The 20,749-nt window shown below is 58.8% G+C and carries 15 protein-coding genes and 1 tRNA gene; 10 read left to right on the forward strand and 6 right to left on the reverse strand.

Annotated elements, in window-relative coordinates:
* Positions 1-79: 79 nt before the first annotated feature.
* Positions 80-2,254, reverse strand: coding sequence for a hypothetical protein (locus HDF15_RS12895; RefSeq protein WP_184256143.1), 2,175 nt, complete (start codon positions 2,252-2,254; stop codon positions 80-82).
* A gap of 217 nt (positions 2,255-2,471) precedes the next feature.
* Here HDF15_RS12895 and HDF15_RS12900 point away from each other — a divergent pair, with 217 nt between their 5' ends.
* From HDF15_RS12900 to HDF15_RS12930, 7 genes are all read left to right on the forward strand, one after another.
* Positions 2,472-3,620 carry an acyl-CoA dehydrogenase gene (locus HDF15_RS12900; RefSeq protein WP_184256323.1) on the forward strand — a complete coding sequence of 383 codons (1,149 nt, stop codon included), beginning with the start codon at positions 2,472-2,474 and terminating at the stop codon, positions 3,618-3,620.
* 232 nt (positions 3,621-3,852) lie between these two features.
* Positions 3,853-4,350, forward strand: a complete 498-nt coding sequence (gene coaD, locus HDF15_RS12905; protein WP_184256144.1) for a pantetheine-phosphate adenylyltransferase — start codon at positions 3,853-3,855, stop codon at positions 4,348-4,350.
* The gene (locus tag HDF15_RS12910) at positions 4,343-4,969 is read left to right on the forward strand and encodes a bifunctional 2-polyprenyl-6-hydroxyphenol methylase/3-demethylubiquinol 3-O-methyltransferase UbiG (protein WP_184256145.1); all 627 of its coding nucleotides are present in this window, start codon (positions 4,343-4,345) and stop codon (positions 4,967-4,969) included. The genes coaD and HDF15_RS12910 overlap by 8 nt, the downstream gene beginning before the upstream one ends.
* A gap of 48 nt (positions 4,970-5,017) precedes the next feature.
* Entirely contained in the window at positions 5,018-6,211 is a 1,194-nt protein-coding gene (locus tag HDF15_RS12915; protein WP_184256146.1) for a pyridoxal phosphate-dependent aminotransferase, read from the forward strand.
* 57 nt (positions 6,212-6,268) lie between these two features.
* Positions 6,269-7,417, forward strand: coding sequence for a mannose-1-phosphate guanylyltransferase (locus HDF15_RS12920; protein WP_184256147.1), 1,149 nt, complete (start codon positions 6,269-6,271; stop codon positions 7,415-7,417).
* Positions 7,418-7,431: 14 nt separating this feature from the next.
* Complete coding sequence (locus tag HDF15_RS12925; RefSeq protein ID WP_184256149.1) at positions 7,432-8,874, forward strand: phosphoglucomutase/phosphomannomutase family protein; 1,443 nt, start codon at positions 7,432-7,434, stop codon at positions 8,872-8,874.
* Positions 8,871-9,539: an HAD-IA family hydrolase gene (locus tag HDF15_RS12930; RefSeq protein WP_184256151.1), complete on the forward strand. Its 669-nt coding sequence runs from the start codon at positions 8,871-8,873 to the stop codon at positions 9,537-9,539. Before HDF15_RS12925 ends, HDF15_RS12930 begins: the two co-directional genes overlap by 4 nt.
* On the opposite strand, the gene HDF15_RS12935 is transcribed toward HDF15_RS12930, so the two are convergent.
* The 3 genes from HDF15_RS12935 to HDF15_RS12945 all read right to left on the reverse strand — a co-directional run bounded on the left by HDF15_RS12935 (position 9,536) and on the right by HDF15_RS12945 (position 14,061).
* Positions 9,536-12,901, reverse strand: a complete 3,366-nt coding sequence (locus HDF15_RS12935; RefSeq protein WP_184256153.1) for a TonB-dependent receptor — start codon at positions 12,899-12,901, stop codon at positions 9,536-9,538. The genes HDF15_RS12930 and HDF15_RS12935 overlap by 4 nt on opposite strands.
* 246 nt (positions 12,902-13,147) lie before the next feature.
* A complete protein-coding gene (kdsB, locus tag HDF15_RS12940; protein ID WP_184256155.1) occupies positions 13,148-13,918 on the reverse strand; it encodes a 3-deoxy-manno-octulosonate cytidylyltransferase in 771 nt (256 codons plus the stop codon).
* Positions 13,918-14,061, reverse strand: a complete 144-nt coding sequence (locus tag HDF15_RS12945; protein ID WP_184256157.1) for a hypothetical protein — start codon at positions 14,059-14,061, stop codon at positions 13,918-13,920. Before HDF15_RS12945 ends, kdsB begins: the two co-directional genes overlap by 1 nt.
* 216 nt (positions 14,062-14,277) lie before the next feature.
* Here HDF15_RS12945 and HDF15_RS12950 point away from each other — a divergent pair.
* From HDF15_RS12950 to HDF15_RS12960, 3 genes are all read left to right on the forward strand, one after another.
* Positions 14,278-14,354, forward strand: a tRNA-Met gene (locus HDF15_RS12950).
* Positions 14,355-14,490: 136 nt separating this feature from the next.
* On the forward strand, positions 14,491-15,732 hold the full coding sequence (locus HDF15_RS12955; RefSeq protein ID WP_184256159.1) for a S41 family peptidase: 1,242 nt from the start codon (positions 14,491-14,493) through the stop codon (positions 15,730-15,732).
* A 186-nt stretch (positions 15,733-15,918) separates the two neighbouring features.
* The gene (locus tag HDF15_RS12960; protein WP_184256161.1) at positions 15,919-18,399 is read left to right on the forward strand and encodes a penicillin-binding protein 1A; all 2,481 of its coding nucleotides are present in this window, start codon (positions 15,919-15,921) and stop codon (positions 18,397-18,399) included.
* Positions 18,400-18,977: 578 nt separating this feature from the next.
* On the opposite strand, the gene HDF15_RS12965 is transcribed toward HDF15_RS12960, so the two are convergent.
* Complete coding sequence (locus tag HDF15_RS12965; RefSeq protein WP_184256163.1) at positions 18,978-19,946, reverse strand: bifunctional riboflavin kinase/FMN adenylyltransferase; 969 nt, start codon at positions 19,944-19,946, stop codon at positions 18,978-18,980.
* Positions 19,946-20,749 carry an MBL fold metallo-hydrolase gene (locus HDF15_RS12970; RefSeq protein ID WP_184256165.1) on the reverse strand — a complete coding sequence of 268 codons (804 nt, stop codon included), beginning with the start codon at positions 20,747-20,749 and terminating at the stop codon, positions 19,946-19,948. Before HDF15_RS12970 ends, HDF15_RS12965 begins: the two co-directional genes overlap by 1 nt.

A 20,749-nucleotide genomic window follows, 5' to 3' on the forward strand; every position in this document is an offset into this window, starting at 1 on the left:
GTGATGCCAATGCGGGGGTCCTTCAGCTACGCTTCAGGATGACGACGAAAAACAAGCAACGACAAATTGTCGAACCGCTTTACACCGTCTCCTGAAACTGAAACGCCTCGATGCGGTTAGCGAGATCAGCCTGGGCGGCATCGAGCGCTGTGGTGCGTGTCTCCAGTTCTTTCTGTCCAGCGGCAATCGCGTCTTCGGTTTTGTTCAGATCCCCGACGAAGCGATCTCTTGAACCTTTATCGGCATTTTGCAGTGCGGTGATGTTGGCGCGCTGACGTTCCTCGTCGCTGTGCAGGGAAGCGAGCTTTGCATTCGTCTGGTCGACTGCGGTTTGTGCGTCGGCTACATGGCGGCGAGCTTCAAGGATTGGTTGCAACGCTTGTTCCAGTGCGGGGTTGTGGTTCGCCGAATTCAGGATCAGGGTGAACTGGTTGTCGTCCGAGTTCAGGAGTTGATAGGCCGTGTAGCCTTCGTGTTTGCCTCCGACGTGCAGACGAACGGTTTCGCCCGGTGCGGCTTCTACGCGGAAGCGATAGACGGTCGGCGTCGTCTCCGTGGGCTTCGGGTCGGAGTCAAGTGTGAAGCCCTTCACAACGGGATGTTCCAGCACCACGGTGCGCCGGTCGGCGGCGGCGTTGTGGATGACGTAAGTGACCTCGCTCACATCCGCATGATGGATGTTCAATACGCCTTTGGCTGCGCTGATCTGTGTGATGTGGGTTGCGTTATGACGGCTCTCGGTCGTGACGTGCACAGCCTGGTCGGCAGCGTAGGAGAGCAGGCGCTTCTCGCCAGCGTGGATGGGATCGAGCAGGCCTTCTCCACCGAAGCTGCCGTCTTCTACGATGGAGAAGCTGCCACGATCGAGCGTCAGTCCGCTGGTGTTGGTGATCCACAGCGCCCGCAAAGGCTGCGAGATGCGGTTGCCGTCCGAGGAGACCAGTGTGACGCGGTCTGCGTCAATCTTGGCCTGCAGGATGGGCACCAGGGCCGATTCGTTCTTGCGGATGGTGATGGGTTCGGTGAGCTTGTACTCGAAGAAATCGTCGAAGGCTGCGGTATTGGTATTTGTGACAAGAGAGGCAGATGCCGCCTCTTCGTAGGACCTGGGAGACGGTGGGAGCGGAGCGGCAGCTAGCCCAGCGACGATGCCTCTACTCCGCAACATACTTTTGCCCACCTGAATCTGTGGAGCGGCTGAAACTTCGACAGTCTCTGTTGCTGAAGGGGCACTTGCGGGCGACCGGTCTTCCCTGACGTTTTCGACGCTGCTGTCGAAGGTCTGAGGCGTAAGCTGGGCTTCCTGCGCAATGGGAATCTCGGGCCGCCGCGAGTAGATAGGATCGGACAGCGGCTGGATGAAGCTCTGCGGAGAACCTGCGATCAGAGAGAGTTGTACGTTCACCCAGTCTGTTCCGACGGTGTTATCGACGACCGCCCAGCCCTGCAGCGTAGCCTTTTGTGTGGTGTCTGCGTTGGCAGAGTCCGTGAACAGGATGCGATACGTAGACTTCCAGATGGGTACTTCGGAGATGTAGCTGACATGCAGCTCACGTGTGCCGGTGCCGCGATCGTCGAGGGTGAGATGACGGAGGCCCTGCGAGCGGCTGCCCGCGAGCAGCTCGAGATAGCGGCTGACGTCTTGATGCAGAGCGGTGTCGAGCAGGTGAACGCTGCTGGTTGAGGTTAGTTCCAGCGTGCGAACCTCACCGGTGTCGGAGACGACGGTGAGGAAGTAGTGGTCGATAGAGGGTTTCGAGTCATTGTCACCCTTTTCCGGAACGCTGCGAATCTCCATCGAAAGCAGGCGACCTGTGATGGAAGTGCCGGAAGCGTTGACCTCAATGCGTGCCCCTCGAATGGCAGTATAGAAATCGGCAGCCGTCGCGTCGGTGCCGAGCGCCAGCGGCAGACTCTTGAGCTGCTGGTCGAGTGGAGTCGTGGAGTTATAGCCCGCGCCGGAGATGCGGCCTCCATTCAGATCGATAGCGGTCAGCGACTGCAAGACATCGTTGAGCTGTGCGGTCGTGAAGTCGATGGTGACGGCGGCATTGCCGGTCACTCGGCCTGTGTGCTCGAAGAATCCGACGCCGTTTTTGTACAGCGAGACGTGAGTGACGGGCAGATTGGTGTCGTGCTCGGCTGCGGTTATAGCTGCAGGAGGATGCGGCGTTGGACTCTTCTGGGCGGAGGCAACGGTTGCAACAAGGCCGAGGTGTATAGCGAGGAGGGTAGTAATCGAGGACGGGCGCATGGGTTTCCTTTGCTGGAACATGCTGGAGCCATTTTGTGACTCCGCTGCTGATAGAACGAGGCCCCGGAGAGATCTTGCAATAAAAATTCTTTAGCTCTGGAATTTAGACACCGGAGGTCCCGAAAACGGCATACGACGCGAACGGAAACCTATGCCGTCACGAGTGTGGTAGGGTGGTAAGTTTTCTGAATGGAGGCCATTCGTGGCGGTATCTGGGCTGGGTTTTGGGTTGAACGAAGAGCAGGAGCAGCTTCGTCGCGAGGTGCGGGCGTTCGCGGAGCGCGAGATTGCGCCGCATGTTTCGGAGTGGGATGAGAAGAGCGAATTCCCGCATGCCGTGGTGAAGAAGCTGGGAGAGATGGGGCTGATGGGCGTCATCTTTCCGGAGGAGCTTGGCGGCTCGGGCATGGGGTACGTGGAGTACGTGCTGGCGATTGAGGAGCTGTCGCGCGTCGATGGCAGTGTCGGCATCATCGTGGCCTCGCATAACTCGCTCTGCACGAACCACCTTATGCTTGGCGGCAATGACGAACAGCGCAAACGCTGGATCCCGAAGCTCGCCAGCGGGGAGTGGCTCGGCTCCTGGGGGCTTACCGAGCCGGGTTCGGGCTCCGATGCGGGTGGCATGCGCACGACGGCGACGAAGGTCGATGGTGGATGGTTGCTGAACGGCTCGAAGACCTTCATCACCAATGGCACCTATGCAGACTGCGCGCTGGTGCTCGCGGTGACGGATAAAGAGAAGTCGACGCATGGCGGCATCTCGGCGTTTCTGGTCGAGAAGGGAACCAAGGGTTTTCGGCCGGGCAAGAAAGAGAACAAGCTTGGCCTGCGTGCCAGCGATACGGCGGAACTGATCTTCGAGAACTGCCTGATCCCCGAGGAGAACCTCGTCGGCAAGCTGGGTGAGGGGTTCAAGGATGCGATGCGCGTGCTGGATGGAGGCCGGATCTCGATTGCGGCGCTCTCGCTCGGCATGGCGCGTGGAGCGCTCGGCGCGGCGATGAAGTATGCGCAACAGCGGCGGCAGTTTGGGAAGGCCATCAGCGAGTTTCAGGCGATCCAGTTCAAGCTGGCGGATATGGCGACGCAGCTCGATGCCGCGTGGCTGCTGACGATGCGCGCGGCTCGCATAAAAGATGCCGGGCAGAAGGTGACGATGGAGGCAGCGATGGCCAAGCTCTATGCCAGCGAAGCGGCCTGCCGCATCTGCGACGAGGGCGTTCAGATTCATGGGGGCTATGGCTTTATCAAGGACTATCCGGCGGAGAAGTTTTATCGCGATGTGAAGTTGTGCACGATTGGCGAGGGGACCAGTGAGATTCAGCGGATGGTGATTGCGCGGGAGTTGCTGAAGGGGCGGTAGAGGCCTTTGCTTTTCGTCGTCATCCTGAGCGGTACGCGAAGGACCCCGTATTGGGGGGTACCACAGAGGCCCATACCCACCTAAGGTGTTCGGGCGCGATCTCGCGGTTGCCACTTATGCTGAGGTGCCACTACGAATGCGGGGGTCCTTCGCCTACGGCTCAGGATGACGACGAGAAACAAGCAACGGCAAACTGACGGGGCGGTCAGCACCTTGGTATGCTCACAGTGCGATGCAGACTAAGGCAATTTATCCCGGAACCTTCGATCCATTGACTAACGGCCACCTCGACCTGATTGCGCGAGGCGCGAAGATTGTCGATGAACTGGTTGTCGCAATTCTGCGCAATTCAGAAAAAGGTGCGCCGCTTTTCACGGCTTCGGAGCGGGAAGAGATGATTCGCGAGGCGACGCTTGGCCTGGGGAATGTGTCGGTGGCCACCTTCGACGGCCTGCTGGTGGACTTTGCCCGTTCGCAGGGGGCGAAGGCTGTTCTGCGTGGTATCCGCGCGGTCTCCGACTACGAGTACGAGTTCCAGATGGCGATGATGAATCGCAAGCTCGATCCCGAGTTGGAGACGCTGTTCATGATGCCTGCGGAGAAGTACACCTATGTCAGCTCGCGGCTGATCAAAGGGGTATTTCACCTTGGTGGAGATGTGAGTTCTCTGGTCCCTCCGTTGGTTATGGACCGCTTGAAGAGCAAAGTTCCGGGGGCGATCAGTGGCTGAGCAGGGGGTGGGGCCGCTAAGTATTCAGGAACAGTTTGGACAGATCGACATCTACGTCTTCGATCAGATTCTGCGCGGAAATATTGGGCCGGGAATGCGTGTGCTCGATGCGGGCTGCGGGTATGGACGAAACCTGGTGCATCTGCTGCGAGAGGGTGTTGAAATCTTCGCCGTGGATGGGAATGCCGCAGCCGTGGAGCATGTACGCGCTCTGGCTGCCGAGTTGGCCCCTCAACTTCCGGCGGAGAACTTCCGGGTTAGTGCGATTGAGAAGATGAACTTTCCGGACGGATTCGCAGATGTGGTGATCTGCAATTCGGTACTGCATTTTGCACAGGATGAGGCGCATTTTCTTGCCATGGTCGAGGAGCTTTGGCGCGTCCTGCGGCCTGGGGGGATGCTTTTCTGCCGTCTGGGGTCCAGGATCGGGATGGATTTTGAGCGGGTGAGAAAGAATATCTTTCGGATCGGGGATGGTTCCGAATGGTTTCTGGTGGATGAGGCGGTCCTGTTGCGGATGACCGAGCAGATGAACGGGCTGCTGGTCGATCCTCTGAAGACGACAATCGTTCAGGATTACCGTTGTATGACGACCTGGGTGGTAAGGAAGCGGAGATGATCGCGCAATAGGCTTTATCTCCACCGCCAAATCTGAAAGACTGGGAGTATGAGTCCCGAACCAAGCAAGAAGATCCTGTCCGACCGCATCAACCGTATTGAAGTCTCGGCCACGATGGCCATTACCGCCGAGGCCCTGAAGATGAAGGCGCAGGGAATCGACCTGGCCGACTTTGGCGCGGGTGAACCCCACTTCGCTACTCCGCAGCACATCAAAGACGCTGCCATTACCGCCATTGAGAAGAACTTTACGCGCTATACCGCCGTTGCGGGCGTTCCGGAGGTCCGCAAGGCCATCGTCGACCGCCATGCCGCGGACTTCGGCTCCAACTACACGGTAGAGGAGTGCGTCTTCACCACGGGCGGCAAGCTCGCCCTGTTCAATGCGATTCAGGTCCTGGTCGACCACGGCGATGAGGTCATCCTGCCGGTTCCGTACTGGGTCAGCTTCAAGGACATCATCCAGTATGCGGGCGGCAAGGTCGTCTACGTGCAGAGCTCGGAGAGCGAGAATTTCCGCATCACCGCGAAGATGATCGAAGCGGCGATTACGAACAAGACGAAGGCGATCATTCTGAATACGCCGTCGAATCCCTCCGGCGCGGTGGTCAGCCCCGAGGACCTCGAAGCGATCGTGCGGCTGGCGCACTCGCGCGGCATCTATGTGCTGCTCGATGAGTGCTACGTCTACCTGACGTTTACCGGCAAGGTGGTCAGCGGCGGCTCATTTACGGATTGCAAGGAGCACATCGTTGTGCTCGGCTCGCTCTCGAAGACCTACGCGATGACCGGCTGGCGCGCGGGGTTTGCGCTGGGGCCGAAGGCGATCATCTCGGCGATGAGCAAGCTGCAGTCGCAGAGCACGTCGAACACCGCCAGCATGGTGCAGCAGGCCTCCATTGCGGCGCTGACGGCCTCGCAGGACTGTGTTGTCACCATGCGTGCCGACTACATCACGCTCCGTGACCGGGTGCTCGAAGGCTTCAAGACGATTCCGGGCCTTACCTGCACGGTTCCCGAAGGCGCTTTCTATGTTTATCCGAACATCAAGGCTTTCCTCGGCAAGGGAGAGGTCAAGACGGCCTCTGACCTGGCGGCGAAGCTTTTGAGTGAAGCCCATGTCGTGGTCGTCCCTGGTGAGGCCTTCGGCACGGACGAACATATCCGGCTTTCCTACGCTGTTTCGGCTGATGTAATCGATAAAGGTGTTCAGCGGATTCGGGAGTACCTTTCGAAACTCTAATGAGATAAACGCGCGGCTACTTCTGTAGTCGCGCGTTCGGCCCTTAAAGGAACATCTATGCCTCCTGAAACAACGAAGTCTAAACCAGCATTTGCAGCGGTTATTCTTGCCGGCGGAAGCGGAACACGCTTCTGGCCGCGCAGCCGCCGGGCCCGCGCCAAACAGGTACTTCCGCTGGATGGCGAGCGGACGATGATCCAGCAGACCGTCGCCCGTCTGGAAGACATGATGCCCGACCACGACGTCTGGGTTATCACGAACAATCTGCTCTCCGATCTGATCACCACGCAGTTGCCGGAGGTCTCCGAGACCCGCATCTTGCGGGAGCCTGAGGGCCGGAACACGGCTCCGGCCTGCGGTCTGGCGGCGTTCCTGCTGGAACGCGAAGCGCCTGAGACGATCATCGGAATCTTTCCCTCGGACCACACGATCGGCAATGTCGCGCGTTATCACATGATCCTTCGCGCAGGCATCAAGCTTGCTGCCAGCGGGCCGAACATGGTCGTTCTGGGGGTTCCGCCGACGCGTGCCGAGACCGGGTACGGCTATATCGAACTCGGTGCTGCCGTAACGCCAACGACGGTTGGAGGCGAAGCGATTCCTGTACGCCGGGTTCGCCGCTTTACGGAGAAGCCCGATGCCGCGCATGCCAGGACCTTTCTGCGCTCCGGAAACTACGTCTGGAACAGCGGCATGTTCCTGTGGAGCGCACGCACCCTGGCGGATGCGATCCGCGAACATGCTCCGGCCATGGCGCCTTTGTTAGAGAAGATTGCCGCGGCGTTTGGAACACCAGAGTTCGAGCAGGTCTTTGCCGAGCTTTATCCGCAGTGCGAGTCCATCTCGATTGATTACGCGGTTCTCGAACCGCGTTCCGCAAAAGGGGAGGCCGCGTCCGAGCTGTATTGTCTGCCGGCGGACTTTGCGTGGAACGATCTCGGCTCCTGGGCGGCGCTGCACGAGTTCGTCTCCGAGAGCAAGGAACCTCGGAACTGCAATGTGATTGAAGCAGGGCATGATGTGCAGATTGGCTCTTCGGGCTGCTATGTCTACTCTCCGGGGAAGGCTGTAGCCCTGGTGGGTGTCAAGGATCTGGTCGTTGTTGAGACCGGAGACGCGCTTCTCATCACCACGCGCGACGGCTCTCAGGATGTGGGCCGTGTGGTTGCGGAGTTGAAAAAAGCCGGACGCCACGATCTGATTTAGGGATTCCAGACAAAATGAATGATTTGAAGACAGTTGTGAAGTTCGGGACCGACGGCTGGCGCGGCATCATCGCCGATGACTTTACGTATGAGAATGTTCGTGTGGCTGCGCGGGCGATTGCGCTCTATGTACTGGAGCACGAAGACTCCAAGGCTGGTGTCTGCATAGGCTATGACACACGTTTTGGCTCGCGCTCGTTTGCGCGCATCGTCGCCGAGACGCTTGCCGCCGCAGGTGTGCCGGTATTTCTTGCGAACAAGATCACTCCAACGCCGGAGCTCTCGTTTGCCGTGCGCGAGCGCAAGGCTGCGGGTGGCGTCATGATTACGTCGAGCCACAACCCTGCCGAGTGGAACGGTGTGAAGTACAAGGCCACTTATGGGGGCTCGGGCAAGCCATCTATCATCAGCTCGATTGAGGGCTATCTGCTGAAGCCTGTCCCGCAGGCCGCGACGCCCGCGAAGATTGAAGAGGTGGACTTTGCGCCGGATTACATTGCGGCGCTGGAGTCCTTTGTCGATCTCAAGGCGATCAAGGCTTCGGGCTATCGTTTCCTGATCGACACGATGTATGGCGCGGGCCGGGGATATGTTGCCGGCATCTTTGAGCGTGCGGGGATTCCGTATGTCGAATTCCGTAGTGAGCTGAACCCCACATTTTTCGGGATAAATCCTGAGCCGATCCTGCCGCATATTGCGGCGACACAGAAGGCGGTCGTCGCGGAGAAGTGTGCCGCCGGCCTGATCACCGATGGCGATGCCGACCGTATCGGCGCTGTCGATGAGCATGGCAACGTCGTTGATGCACACAAGATCTTTTCTGTCCTACTGCAGTGGCTGCTTGAGCGCAAGCAGTGGCCCGGCGATGTAACACGTGCTTTCAACACGACGAAGATGCTCGACCGCATCGCGGCGAAGTATGGCCGCACGCTGCACGAGCACGGGATCGGCTTCAAGTATGTTGTCGACCTGATGCTCGAAAAAGACATTATGATTGGCGGCGAAGAGTCCGGCGGCGTCGGTATCTCGAAGCATCTGCCGGAGCGCGACGGCCTGCTGAACAGCCTGCTGCTGGCCAATGTGATGGCCGACGAGAAGAAGACTCTCGGGGAACTCGTTGCTGCGTTGCAGCAGGAGTACGGCGAGCATCAGTATGGCCGCGTGGATATGCATATCGACGAGGATCTGAAGCAGTCTGCGATTCGCCGGGCGAAAGCAGGCGTTGCAGAGGTTGCGGGCCTGAAGGTGCTGCGCATCGAGACTCTTGACGGCATCAAGTTCTTCCTCGAGAACCCAGCTTGCGCGGACAAGCCAAAGGCGGCGGAGACCTGGGTTCTGTTCCGTGCGAGTGGAACGGAGCCTCTGCTGCGCGTCTACTGCGAGAGCTGCAGCCAGGAGAGTGTGCAGCAGGTACTAAAGGCTGCGCAGGCGTTTGTGCTGCAGGGAGACTCGAAGTGAGTCATCAGGTTTCTACCGAGGCTGCAGCGCTGCTCTTCGACAACGACGGTGTTATTGTCAGCTCCATCGCCAGCGTCAATCGTTGCTGGAAGATTTGGGCCGCGCACTATGGCGTTCCCAATGCCGACAAGGTCGAGATCGCCCATGGTACTCGTGCGGTCGAGATCATGAAGAATCTGGCGCCCGATGTCGATCCCGTCGAGGGGTTGAAGCTGATCGAAGACATGGAGATCGCGGACGTGGCGGATGTGGAAGTTCTGCCAGGCGTTCGGGCCTTGCTGACCAGTCTTCCTGCGAACCGCTGGGCGATCGTGTCGTCGGCGACGCATCGGCTGCTGGTCGCAAGGCTTCAAGCGGCGAAGCTGCCTGAGCCGGAGTGGATCGTCAGCGCGGACCGGGTCGTGAACGGCAAGCCGCATCCTGAGCCGTATCTGCTGGGCGCGAAGCTGATCCAGGTTGCTCCGGAAGATTGCATCGTCGTGGAAGATGCCCCGAGCGGAGTGAGTGCGGGCAAGGCGGCGGGTTGCCGTGTGCTCGGGGTGCTGGGTACGCACAACGCAGAGGAGCTGCGGGCAGCGAGTGTGGATTGGGTTGTCGCCTCGCTGGAGCATGTGCGGGCGGAGTCTGTGGCAGATGGTTTGAAGATTACCTTCGATACGGTTTAGAAAGATAGCCGCGCGTTCAACTGCATCGTGCGGCCACCGACCGTAACCTGGGAGATGCTGGTGCCTGTTCCGGAGAAGGTCGTGATGCCTTGAGCGTTTGGCGAGCTGTCAGGAATGAGTGTCTGGTTGGGTGGCCCGAAGCTCGGGTGATTGAAGGCATTCGTGCTGTCGGCGCGAATCTGGAGTTGGATCTCGTTGTGCAGCGTGAAGGTCTTTCCTAACGAGAGATTCACCACACTCAGCCCTGGACCTGTCAGGCTGTTTCTCCTCATGTTGCCAAAGGTACCGTTGGCGGGCAGGCCGAACGCGGCTGGGTTGTACCAGTTTTCAATGGTGCGATGCTGCGGCCTGGGATTGCCGATCAAGTTCGGATACCAGCTCCCTGCCTGCGAGTAGGAGTTATTATTGCCGCCAATAGAGGGCGTATACGGGTTTCCCGTGTTAAAGATCATCGTCGAAGAGATCTGCCATCCACCCAGGGTTTCATCCACAAAGCGGTTGTTATTGAGGAGTAGCTTGTTCTTGCCGACAGGAAGTTGATACACAATATTGCCCTTCAGCGAGTTGCGAACGTCGAAGTTCGACGATCCGTAGTTTGCGGAAGGCTTGTAAGAGTTCTGGTAGATCTGGGTTCCTGCGATTCCACCTTCCGCGGAAGAGTCCTGATCGTCGAGGAAGTGGGACCAGACATAGTTGAAGTTAAAGCTCAGCCCCGAGGTCAGGCGCCGGGTGATGGAAGTCTGCAGAGAGTTGTAGTTGGAGACAGCATTGTTCGTGCTGCCCGAGATGCTTTGATAGACAGGGTAGGGACGGGAGTTCGGACTATCGTTCGGACCCAGTAGATTTTCCGGAACCTGATTGATATCCACCGGAAAGCTCAGGTTGAATCCGTGGCTGGCAACATAGGCGGCTTCAATGACCATGTTTGGTCCAAGGGTGTGCTGGACCGCAACGTTCCATTGGTAAATCTGAGGAACGGGCGTGTGGTACTGGTTGTACGTCACACCCTGCCCATTGAGCGCAGTGGGATCGGTTGTGGAGCCGATGAAGGGAAGGTTCGATCCCTTCGAATCGAACACCACGACCGGCGTGATGCCGTTGGTCTGGTCGGTCACATTTCCTTGCGTGATGACGGAGTTTCCGAGGCCGGCCCCGTAGGTATTTGTGCTCCAGTTATAAGAAAAGATGCCGAAACCGCCGCGAATGGTCATCGTCGGGTCAGGAGACCAGTTGAAGCCGACACGAGGCATTACCGTGGTGAAGACATTGGACTGCAGCGATGTGCGCCCGTTCGCGTGCGTAGAGGCATACCAGATGGCGCCGTTCGTGTTGGTTGCCGGATTGAGCACTGTTGGATCGAAGACGGCAATGTTGTTCTTTACCTCATTCCAGCCATGCTGGATCTGATAACGAAGGCCGAGGTTCAGGGTGAAGTTGGGGAGCAGCTTGATATCGTCCTGGATAAACAGCTGTGGTGTTTTAAGGCGAGCTCCATATTCAGGCTGCACGCTCGCATTCCAGGAGTTCACCTGCCCGAGCAGAAAGTCCGCATAGGTCAGGCCCGTTGTGGCGTCCCCAACCGTTGATTGCGTGTAAGCACCGTTGAACGTGAGGGTACCGCCATTGAATTGGCTGCCGTTCACCTGGTTCGCCTGCCACATCATGAACTCGCCACCGAAGTGCAGGATGTGTTTTCCGCGGATCATCGTGACGACATCCGACGGGTCGTAGACGAATTCTTTCTGGAAGACCTGGAATCCAGAGTTCAGCCCGAAGCAACAACTGCCTGAGAAATTCAGATTCGGGAAGATGTCGGCCTTGGCGAACTGCCAGCCGATCTTCTGCGGAATGCCCTGATTCAGTGACTCAGGAATGTAGTAGTTCAACTCCGACGTAAACCCCATGCGTGCTTCGTTGATTGTCGTAGGGTTGATATTCCACACATCGGAAACTTGCGCGGCATTGCTGTCGACGTCGCCTTTTACGCAATCCATGGGGCAATAGGCGAGTCCAATCCCGTCGTTCGTGGTGGGGTTATCCCGTTGGGTATCGGTCATGGTGAGCCGATTGTTCGGGGTAATGTCGTAATCGAGGCGTCCGAAGTACTTTGTATAGGGCAGGGTAACCGGCGCGAAGTAATAGAAGTTCGAGTTCGGCACTCCCTGGGAGAAGCTGGACGGCGTGGCGTTTGGCAAAGGGAAGTATGCATTCAGTGCCTTCGACACAGGGTCCATCAGGTTCGCGGGAATCTTGTTGCCGTATCCTTCCTGGGCGAAGGATTTACGGGTAACGACGGGTCCGTTCGCGGTCTGTGTGATGACCTGCGAGGTTGGATCGTAGATCGTCGGCAGCCCGGTAAAGTCGCCATTGCGCATGGCCAGCGTTGGCACTGTTATAAATCCGGAATAAGCCGTGTTGTTGTTGGTCTTATCGAAGTCGAAGTAGAAGAACATCTTCTTCTTGAGGATGGGGCCGCCGATCGATCCACCGAAGTTGTTGTAGCGGATGGGCGTCACTGGAACCGGGGTTCCGAATCCATAGTTCGCGGCGTTCAGGGCATCGTTCTGAAAATACTCATAGGCCGATCCGTGGAACCGGCCAGTGCCGCCCTTGCTGATCTGGTTGAAGATGATGCCGCCGATTCCGTACTGCGCGGAAAAGCCGGAGGTAATCACTTGAAGTTCCGAGACGGTCTCGAAGATAGAGACGTCGGCATTACCGCTGGAAGGTAACGTCGTCATCGATCCGTCGGCAAGAATGGCACTGTAGGGAAGATTGCCATTTGCTGCAACGAATTGCTGCGGATCGTTGCTACCCTGCCAGCCGTTTGCCAGAGACGTACCCTGGGTATTCCCCTGCGCGCCTGGCAACAGAATCGAAAAGGTCTCCCAGTCCGTGCCAACATTGGGTAGTTGCGACATGGATTTCGCATCGAGCGTGGTCGACTGCTCACTGCTCTCTGTTTCAAGCAAAGGCACGTCGTTGGCGTTGACTACGACCTGCTGTGTCGTCGATCCCACCTTGAGCTGTGCATTGACCGTCGTGGTCCCTACCTGCAAGGTCACGGGCCCGCGGACGACGCGTCCGAAACCGTCCTTTGCAAAGGTGACCGTATAGTTTCCTGTCACGATCGACGAGGTATCGAAGAGTCCTTCCTTGTCGGTAACGTAATCTTTCGATACGCCCGTATCGACGTTGAGCACCTCAACCTTTACGCCGGGCAGGAGTGCGCCGGAGGCATCGGTAACCGTGCCACGGATATCGCCGGAGTTCGTACTCTGCGCTGAGGAGGCTCCAGGAAAGTACATCGCTAGACAAAGAAGCATGCTTGCGCCGACGGTCTTGGAGAAATTCAGCTTCATAAGCAGTCAACCCCTGAAACAATCCGTTATGCAACTTTCTGTCCGAATATGCCGAAAAGAGGCGGACAAAGCAGGACAGTCATGTTGTATGGGCTAAATCAAATCACTACCTTACTTACTTTGTCAACGTTACTAATAAACTATTTCGCCCAAAAAGATCGTAGTGCCTCGCAAACGCGGGCATGAAGGCCTCTGCTCTCACTGTCTTCGGGCTTTGCGCGAATGGCTGTAGGTCCAGGAGAAATACTAGGAGGCCCGGTTTCCTTTGAGAATCGTCGCCACTCTGCGTAAGTCTTCTTCGGTATCGACACCTACGGTGTCATGTGCCGTGGCGGCGACGTAGAGCGCGAGTCCGTTTTCCAGCAAACGCAGTTGCTCCAGGCGCTCTGTCTGCTCCAGTTCTCCCGGGGCCAGGGCGGCAAAGTGTTCCAGGGCCGCTCTCCGATAGGCGTAGAGGCCAAGGTGCTTCCATACCGGAGCATGGCCGGAGCCGTCCCGGTCGTAGGGAATCGTCGCCCGTGAAAAATAGAGGGCGCGGCCATCGTGGGCCGTCACGACCTTGACGGCATTAGGATTGTTGAGATTTTCGGGGGTGCACGGCACCTTCAGGGTTGTGACCTCTACCTGCGGCAGGGCAAACGGAGACAGGATGTCGGCGATGTGCTCGGGACGGAGCAGGGGTTCGTCGCCCTGGACGTTGACATAGATCTCCGCCTCAACCGTGCGGGAGACGGCAAAGAGCCGGTCTGTGCCGCTGGGCAGCTCGGGAGAGGTCATCACGCACGGCCAGCCGCGTTGCCGGCAAAGGGCCTGGACTTCTTCAGAATCGGCGGCAATGACGACTTCATCCAGAAGAGGGCAGGCCTTCGCGGCCCGGTAGACCCAGGCCAGCAGAGGCTCGCCGGCAATCTCGCGCAGCACCTTGTTAGGCAGCCGTGTGGACGCCAGCCGTGCGGGAATGACGCCAACGACGCGGCCATAGGGCGACCCCGGGGGGAGAGGTGCAGAAACCGCCATCAGCGCAGGATCTCCGATTTCTTGTTCTTGCGATAGAAATAGATGGCCACGCCGATGATGATCGCGAGGATCACGCCCAGGCCGATCGCAATGAGGGTCAGGTAGTGCAGAATCCCACCGAGTTTGTCCTGAAAATCGCTCATAGCTGACGCAAGGCCTGATCCTGACGGCCAGTCTCGTATTTTATGCGTTTCAGTTGCGAGTCGTGAGTTGCGAGAGTCGAGTCTCATCGCTTGCGACTCGAAACTGGAGGCAAATATACGACTTAGGCTGTCGAGGTTTGACCTGCGCTGCCGTGGCTTCTATGATGGAGAAGCGGCTGTCGTCGCGGCCTCGCCGCTTGATACAGTCTCCCACCAGGCGGTGTAGCTCAGATGGTTAGAGCGACGGACTCATAACCCGTAGGTCACTGGTTCGATTCCAGTCACCGCCACCAATTGCTACGCCTCGGCGTCGCGATTTCTTCGAGTCAGGGTATCATTCCGATATCGGGGAAGGTATAACAAAAGTCCCCATAGAGCGTCTCATTCTCTATAGTCGTAACTGCCCCCTTGGGAGGGGGATTTTCGCATATGCCCAAGAGCGTCAAGATTTCGCTTCTCGCTGTATCCGTTCTTCTTGTCCTGTGCATCTTTCTCGGTGTGAATACGCATGGTGTTCGCGCTGCGGTCGATCAGTCCCAGGAGGGCGCTTACCGCCAGATCAACGTCTACGGCGAGGTGCTGCAGCACGTCCAGAACGACTACGTAGTCGACCCGAACATTCCCGCTGTCACCGAAGGCGCTCTGCGTGGCCTGCTGGAGTCGCTCGATGCGGATTCCAGCTACCTGCCACCCGCCGATTACAAGGCCTACAAGGCCGATAAGGGCGGCAAAGCCCAGGTTGGCCTGAACGTCTCCAAGCGCTTCGGCTATGCGACCATCGTCTCGGTCGTTCCAGGAAGCCCGGCGGACAAGGCGAACCTGACGGACGGCGACATCATCGAGGCGATCGGCAACCAGGATACGCGCGATCTTTCGCTGGCAATGATCCAGCTCCTGCTCGAAGGCGCACCGGGAAGCGAACTCCAGATCTCGGTTATTCGCCCGCGGAAGGTGGATCCGGACAAGATCAAGCTCAACCGTGCCGTTGTCTCCGAGCCTGCGGTGGCGGAGACGATGTATGAGAATGCCTCGATCCTCTCTCTGAAGCCGATGGTGATCGACCATGAGCACGTGCAGCAGATTGAAGCCAAGCTGAAGGGGATGAATAAGGCCGGCAATAAAAAGATCCTGCTCGACCTGCGCGACGTCTCGGCGGGCGATATGGCCGAAGCCACGCGTCTGGCCAACTTCTTCCTGAAGTCCGGAACGATTGCCACCCTGGAAGGGCAGACATTCCCCAAGCAGACCTTTACCGCGGATGCCGCCAAGTCGATCAACACGACAGCGCCCCTGGTGATTCTGGTGAATCGCGGTACCTCAGGGCCGGCTGAGCTGGTGGCCGGAGCGATAGCCGATAACAAGCGCGGCGACCTGGTTGGAGAGAAGACCTTTGGCGAAGGCGCACAGCAGAAGACATTTGAGCTTCCCGATGGCGCAGCGCTGATCCTCTCGATTGCGAAGTACGCTTCTCCTTCAGGAAAGAAGTTTGAGGATGAAGCGGTTACTCCGGGCACGCTTGTAGCCTCCAACATGGACGATCTGGATTCGGATTCGGACGATGCCTCCAGCTCCGACACGACCAAGACGCCTGCTCCTGTGAAACATCCTTCGGCTCCTGTCGACGATCAGCTCACCAAGGCTCTCGACATGCTGAAAGCAAAGCAGGCGTAGGCTGCTCTGCTATCTGCTTAGGATTTTTATGCCTGTTTTTATTGGACACGAAAGCCAGCCTCTTCAGGGCTGGCTTTTATGTTCGTCCAGGCAACCCTTTACCGCGTTTATGTTTATGCAATTGCTATGGATACCTGGTAAAGCCAGCGAAATCACAAGGCCCTGCATGGTAAGGTGGGAGCTACCGTGCCGAGCCCGTTGAACAGCGAGGGCAAGAAGCTCTCGAAGCCATCAGCAAGCGATGCCCGTCGAAGCGACGACCGCTCTGCTCTGTGGCGTGCGATGCGTACCTTTCCGTTCCGCGAACCGGAGTATCGTAGCCGGAGAGTCGCTGGTAAGGCTGCGTTTCTGCTCTTGCTGGGAGCCTCCGCGATCTTCGGCATCATGGTGGGCCTGCTGCTGGTCTACTCGATCAATCTGCCGCAGATGGCCGACCTGGAGCGCTACCGCCCCAGCACGACGACTGAACTCTACGACATCCATGGCAAGGTCTTCGGCTCGTTTGCGCTGGAGCGCCGCGTTGTCGTGCCATACTCGGACTTTCCTCCGGTGCTGCGCGACGCGATCCTGTCCATTGAAGACAAGGACTTTGAGAGCAACAGCGGCATCAATATGATCCGCATGGTCGGCGCGGCGTGGCACGACATGCACTCTGCTCGCCGCTCGCAGGGCGCTTCGACGCTTACGATGCAGCTCGCGCGCAACCTGTTTCTGTCCTCCGAGAAGACCTATGGACGCAAGGTCCAGGAGATCTTCCTGACGCTGCAGATCGAGCGTCACTTCACCAAGTCGCAGATCTTTACGCTCTATGCGAACCAGATCTATCTTGGCCGTGGAACGTACGGGTTCGAGGCCGGCTCGGAGTACTACTTCAGCAAGCATGTTCGCGATCTCACGCTATCGGAGGCGGCTTTGCTGGCTGCCTTGCCGAAGGGGCCGGAGTCGTACTCGCCGGTGCGCTTTCCCGATCGGGCGTTGAAACGCCGTAATCTCGTGTTGAGCGAGATGTTCAGCGATCACAAGATCACCGCCGCCCAGGCCGAGGCTGCCAAGGCCGAGCCGCTCGGATTGCATCTTGAAGCTCCCGCGAACATCGAGGCTCCCTACTTTGTGGAAGAGGTTCGGCGTCAGTTGGAGGCCGAGTATGGTGTCGACGAGGTGCATGGCGCAGGGCTGCGCGTGTACACGACGCTCGATCTCGATCTGCAGCATGTAGCGGAGAAGTCGGTTCTGGATGGGACAGCGGCTTACGAGCGACGTCACGGATGGAAGGGACGCCTGCAGAATGTGCTGGGTCCGGACGGGGACCTTGATTCCTATAAGCATGCTGACTGGACGCAGCCGTTCATCGATGGAGCGTATTTTCATGCGCTGGTCGTCTCCGTCTCCGCGACGAAGATGGTCGTAAAGATCGGGCAGCAGTTGGAGACGATGGCCACGCCGGACTGGGCCTGGACGGCGACCTTCAAGGCGACGGATCTCGTGCAGGTCGGCGACATCGTGTACGTCAAGGTGATTGCGCCTGCGGGCGGGACTCCGCGCGTGGTGCTCGAACAGGACAGCGGCGCACAGGCTTCGATGATGGCGATGGACAACGCGAATGGCGAGGTGCTGGCGATGGTCGGCGGACGTGACTTCGCGATCTCTCAGTTCAACCGCGCTACCCAGGCGCAGCGCCAGGTAGGTTCTTCGTTCAAGCCCTATGTGTACACGGCGGCCTTTGAGGCCGGCGCCAAGCCATACGACACCATCGTGGATGGCCCAACGAGCTTCTACACGCCGAATGGCCCGTACACGCCGCACAACTACGAGGCCAACTTCAGGGGAACGATGACCCTGATCGACGCCTTTGCCGAATCGCGCAATATTCCGGCGCTGAAGCTCGCGGACCGTGTCGGGATCAAGAAGGTCATCGAGGTGGCGCACCGCTTTGGCATCACGAGCAATATGCCGAACTTCCTGCCGGTAGCGATCGGTGCTGCCGACATCAGCCTGGCTGAGCAGGTGGCGGCTTACAGTGTCTTTCCGAACGATGGCATCCGTATTGCGCCGCATTACATCCGCAAGGTGTCGCAGGCCGACGGATTGCCGCTCGAGCAGAAGACGCCCGAGGTCAAAGAGGTCATCTCTCTGGAGACGGCGCGGCAGATGATGCTTCTGCTGCAATCGGTGGTGCAGCAGGGAACAGCGGCAGCGGCTTCGCAGATGAAGCATCCTTTCGGCGGCAAGACGGGAACTACGAACAGCTATACGGACGCCTGGTTTATCGGCTTCTCTCCGTCTGTTACGTGCGGAACCTGGATCGGTTTCGACAACCGACAGAGCCTGGGCGATAAGGAGACCGGTGCCAAGGCCGCTCTGCCGATGTGGATGGACTTTATGAAGGTCGCGGTCGCGGGCAGACCGAACGAGCAGTTCTCGAAGTTCAACGCTCCGAAGAAACAGCTTGAGGTGCCGATGGCTCAGCCATCCGTCGAACAGGCTAAGCCTGCCCATCGTGACGAGGATACGGACGACGATACGGATAAAACGCAGTCTGCGCCTTCTCCGGTACCCTCCAATGACACGCCGGACGATGATGCTCCGGCGAAGCCAGCGGCTGGGCCTACGGCGAAGGGGCCTGCAAAGGCGTCTTCAAAGACTCATGTAGCCGTACGGCCTCGGTAAGTAAGGGCTTTGGGCATAAAAAGCGCGTGGTGCAAACCGTGACGCTTCAGCGTCGCGGGACGGAGGGAGCCGTAGCCTTTAGGCTACGGAATAAGGGGCAGGCAAGAGTTGGGCTTTAGGTAGTGTCTGACGAATCGACGACTATTTTTTTGCTGTTGTCTCTGAGATAGGCCCAGGCTTTAGCCCGGGCATGACGGGACCAATACGAAGGGGCTTCAGCCCCTGGGACAAGCCTTCCTCTCTCTTGGCATCTCTGCCTGCGGAGAGGAGAGCCTATCCCAGGGGCTGAAGCCCCTTTATCGCCTGTCCTGAATGTCCGGGCTAAAGCCCGGACCTATCTCAAAAGCAAAGACAACGCTGCTATCTCCGATTCGTCAGACACTACCTAGCCCCGGGCTTTTGTTCGCAGCCGAAAGAAGGCCCGGACCTAAAGGCCACATCTTTGCTAAGCCTGAATTCCGTAGCCTAAAGGCGATTGCCTCCCTTACCCTCCGTCTCCCTGATGCTGAAGCATCAGGGAACGCGCTTCGCGCTGTGCTGAAACGAAACGTGGCCTGCCTGGCACTCTGTGAACTGCTTTAGCTCAGAGAGACATGCAGCGCATCGCATAGCGCAAAGTAGCGTTGCGCACGCCGAACGTCGAGGCCGATCTGTGCGCGTAACGCCTCGGGATTCGGGAACCGCTGTTCTCCGCGCAGCCTGTAGAGAAACGTCATCTCAAGCGGAGTTGTCTCGTCCAGATCGATCGGTTCGAAGTCCAGAAGGTGAGTCTCCACCGCAAAGGAGTCGGCGCCAAAGGTCGGTCGATTGCCTGCGTTGGTGACTCCCCGGAAGATGCGGGCCTGATCTCCCGTGCCCACGCGCAGGGTGGTGATGTAGACACCGTGAGCGGGCAGAAGGTCTCCATAGGGGGCGAGGTTCACTGTCGGCACTGTGTAGCGGGTGCCGTAGCCTCGGCCTGATGCCGGGGTGCTATGGATGCTGAACGAGCGCCCGAGCAGGGCGCGTGCCTGGGGGAGCTCTCCTGTGGACACCAGCGTGCGGATGCGGCTTGAAGATACCGCTGCGCCGCGCAGGATGTAGGGCTCGTAGGCGCGAACGAGGAAGCCGAGTTCGCGCCCTATCTGCGACAGGCTGTCGATGCCGGCTTCAGCCCTGTGGCCGAAACGGAAGGTCTCCCCTTCGTGGACTTCCACGGCCTGCAGACCATCGCGCAGAACGCGCTCGGCAAACTGGTGGGCGGTCCATAGCCTTAGCTCCTCGGTGAAGGGAAGCACCAGGGCCAGATCGACGCCGGTTTGATCGAGGAGCTCAAGCTTTTCCGCGAGCGGTGTGATGAGGGGCAGGCGTGAGGTGTTGTGCAGGATGTGTGCCGGGTGCGGATCGAAGGTAACGACTGCGGCACGTGCGCCGATCTCGCGGGCACGCGCGATGACGGAGGCTACCACCATGCGATGGCCGCAATGAACGCCGTCGAAGTTGCCGATGGAGACAACGGAGGGCGAAGGGAACGAATTGAGTTCAGCAAGCGAACGAACGATCTGCATCAGGCGATCTCGGGAATTTCGAAGTCTAATTTGAGGCCGTCATGCGCGAGGCGAATGTGATCGGGCAGCGAGGCGTTGGTGGATTCATGGTCCAGGTCATGGCTGATGTGGGTAAAGAAGGCACGCCGGGGAGCGATCTTCTCCACGAGCTCAATCGACCGTGCCAGGTGCGAGTGGCTGGGGTGCGGTTCGCGCCGCAACGCGTCAAGGATAAGAATATCGAGCCCTTCGAGCAGCGGCAGGCTCTCGGCGGGGATGTCGCTCATGTCCGTGAGGTAGGCAGCAGAGCCGAAGCGGTATCCGGCGATGATATTGCGCCCGTGGATGACGGGTACGCGAATGAACTGCGTGCCGAAGAGATCGACGGCCGTACCGGCGGCGGTGTCGAGACGATGGATCTGGACGCGCGCGCTGGTGGGATAGCGGTCTACCTTGCGGAAGGTGTACTCGAAGACCCGCTCGATGACCTGGGCTGTGGCGTCGTCCGCGTAGAGCGCGATGCCTTCGGGGGTGGCGAAGCTCAGGGGGCGCAGGTCGTCCATACCGAGGATGTGGTCGGCATGGCTGTGGGTGTAGAGCACGGCGTCGACGCTGCGAATGCCTTCGCTGATCGCCTGGGCATGGAAGTCCGGGCCGGTATCGACCAGCACGTTGCGCCCGCCGTAGCTGACCTGGATCGATGGCCGCGTGCGTCGATTGGGCGAGCCCGGAATCAGTGCGGAGTTGCAGACAGCACAACCACAACCGAGCGTGGGCACGCCCATCGACGTACCGCTGCCGAGGAATGTAAGAGTTGCCTGCAT

Origin of the sequence: Granulicella mallensis (assembly GCF_014203225.1) — a bacterium.
Classification (GTDB): Bacteria; Acidobacteriota; Terriglobia; order Terriglobales; family Acidobacteriaceae; genus Granulicella; species Granulicella mallensis_A.

Excerpts from the sequence above, each read along its gene's own strand:
- HDF15_RS12945 (WP_184256157.1), bottom strand. The coding sequence starts at position 14,061 with ATGAGCGATTTTCAGGACAAACTCGGTGGGATTCTGCACTACCTGACC.
- HDF15_RS12965 (WP_184256163.1), bottom strand. The coding sequence starts at position 19,946 with ATGCAGATCGTTCGTTCGCTTGCTGAACTCAATTCGTTCCCTTCGCCC.
- coaD (WP_184256144.1), top strand. The coding sequence starts at position 3,853 with ATGCAGACTAAGGCAATTTATCCCGGAACCTTCGATCCATTGACTAAC.
- HDF15_RS12895 (WP_184256143.1), bottom strand. The coding sequence starts at position 2,254 with ATGCGCCCGTCCTCGATTACTACCCTCCTCGCTATACACCTCGGCCTT.
- HDF15_RS12935 (WP_184256153.1), bottom strand. The coding sequence starts at position 12,901 with ATGAAGCTGAATTTCTCCAAGACCGTCGGCGCAAGCATGCTTCTTTGT.
- HDF15_RS12955 (WP_184256159.1), top strand. The coding sequence starts at position 14,491 with ATGCCCAAGAGCGTCAAGATTTCGCTTCTCGCTGTATCCGTTCTTCTT.
- HDF15_RS12920 (WP_184256147.1), top strand. The coding sequence starts at position 6,269 with ATGCCTCCTGAAACAACGAAGTCTAAACCAGCATTTGCAGCGGTTATT.
- kdsB (WP_184256155.1), bottom strand. The coding sequence starts at position 13,918 with ATGGCGGTTTCTGCACCTCTCCCCCCGGGGTCGCCCTATGGCCGCGTC.
- HDF15_RS12970 (WP_184256165.1), bottom strand. The coding sequence starts at position 20,749 with ATGCAGGCAACTCTTACATTCCTCGGCAGCGGTACGTCGATGGGCGTG.
- HDF15_RS12915 (WP_184256146.1), top strand. The coding sequence starts at position 5,018 with ATGAGTCCCGAACCAAGCAAGAAGATCCTGTCCGACCGCATCAACCGT.
- HDF15_RS12925 (WP_184256149.1), top strand. The coding sequence starts at position 7,432 with ATGAATGATTTGAAGACAGTTGTGAAGTTCGGGACCGACGGCTGGCGC.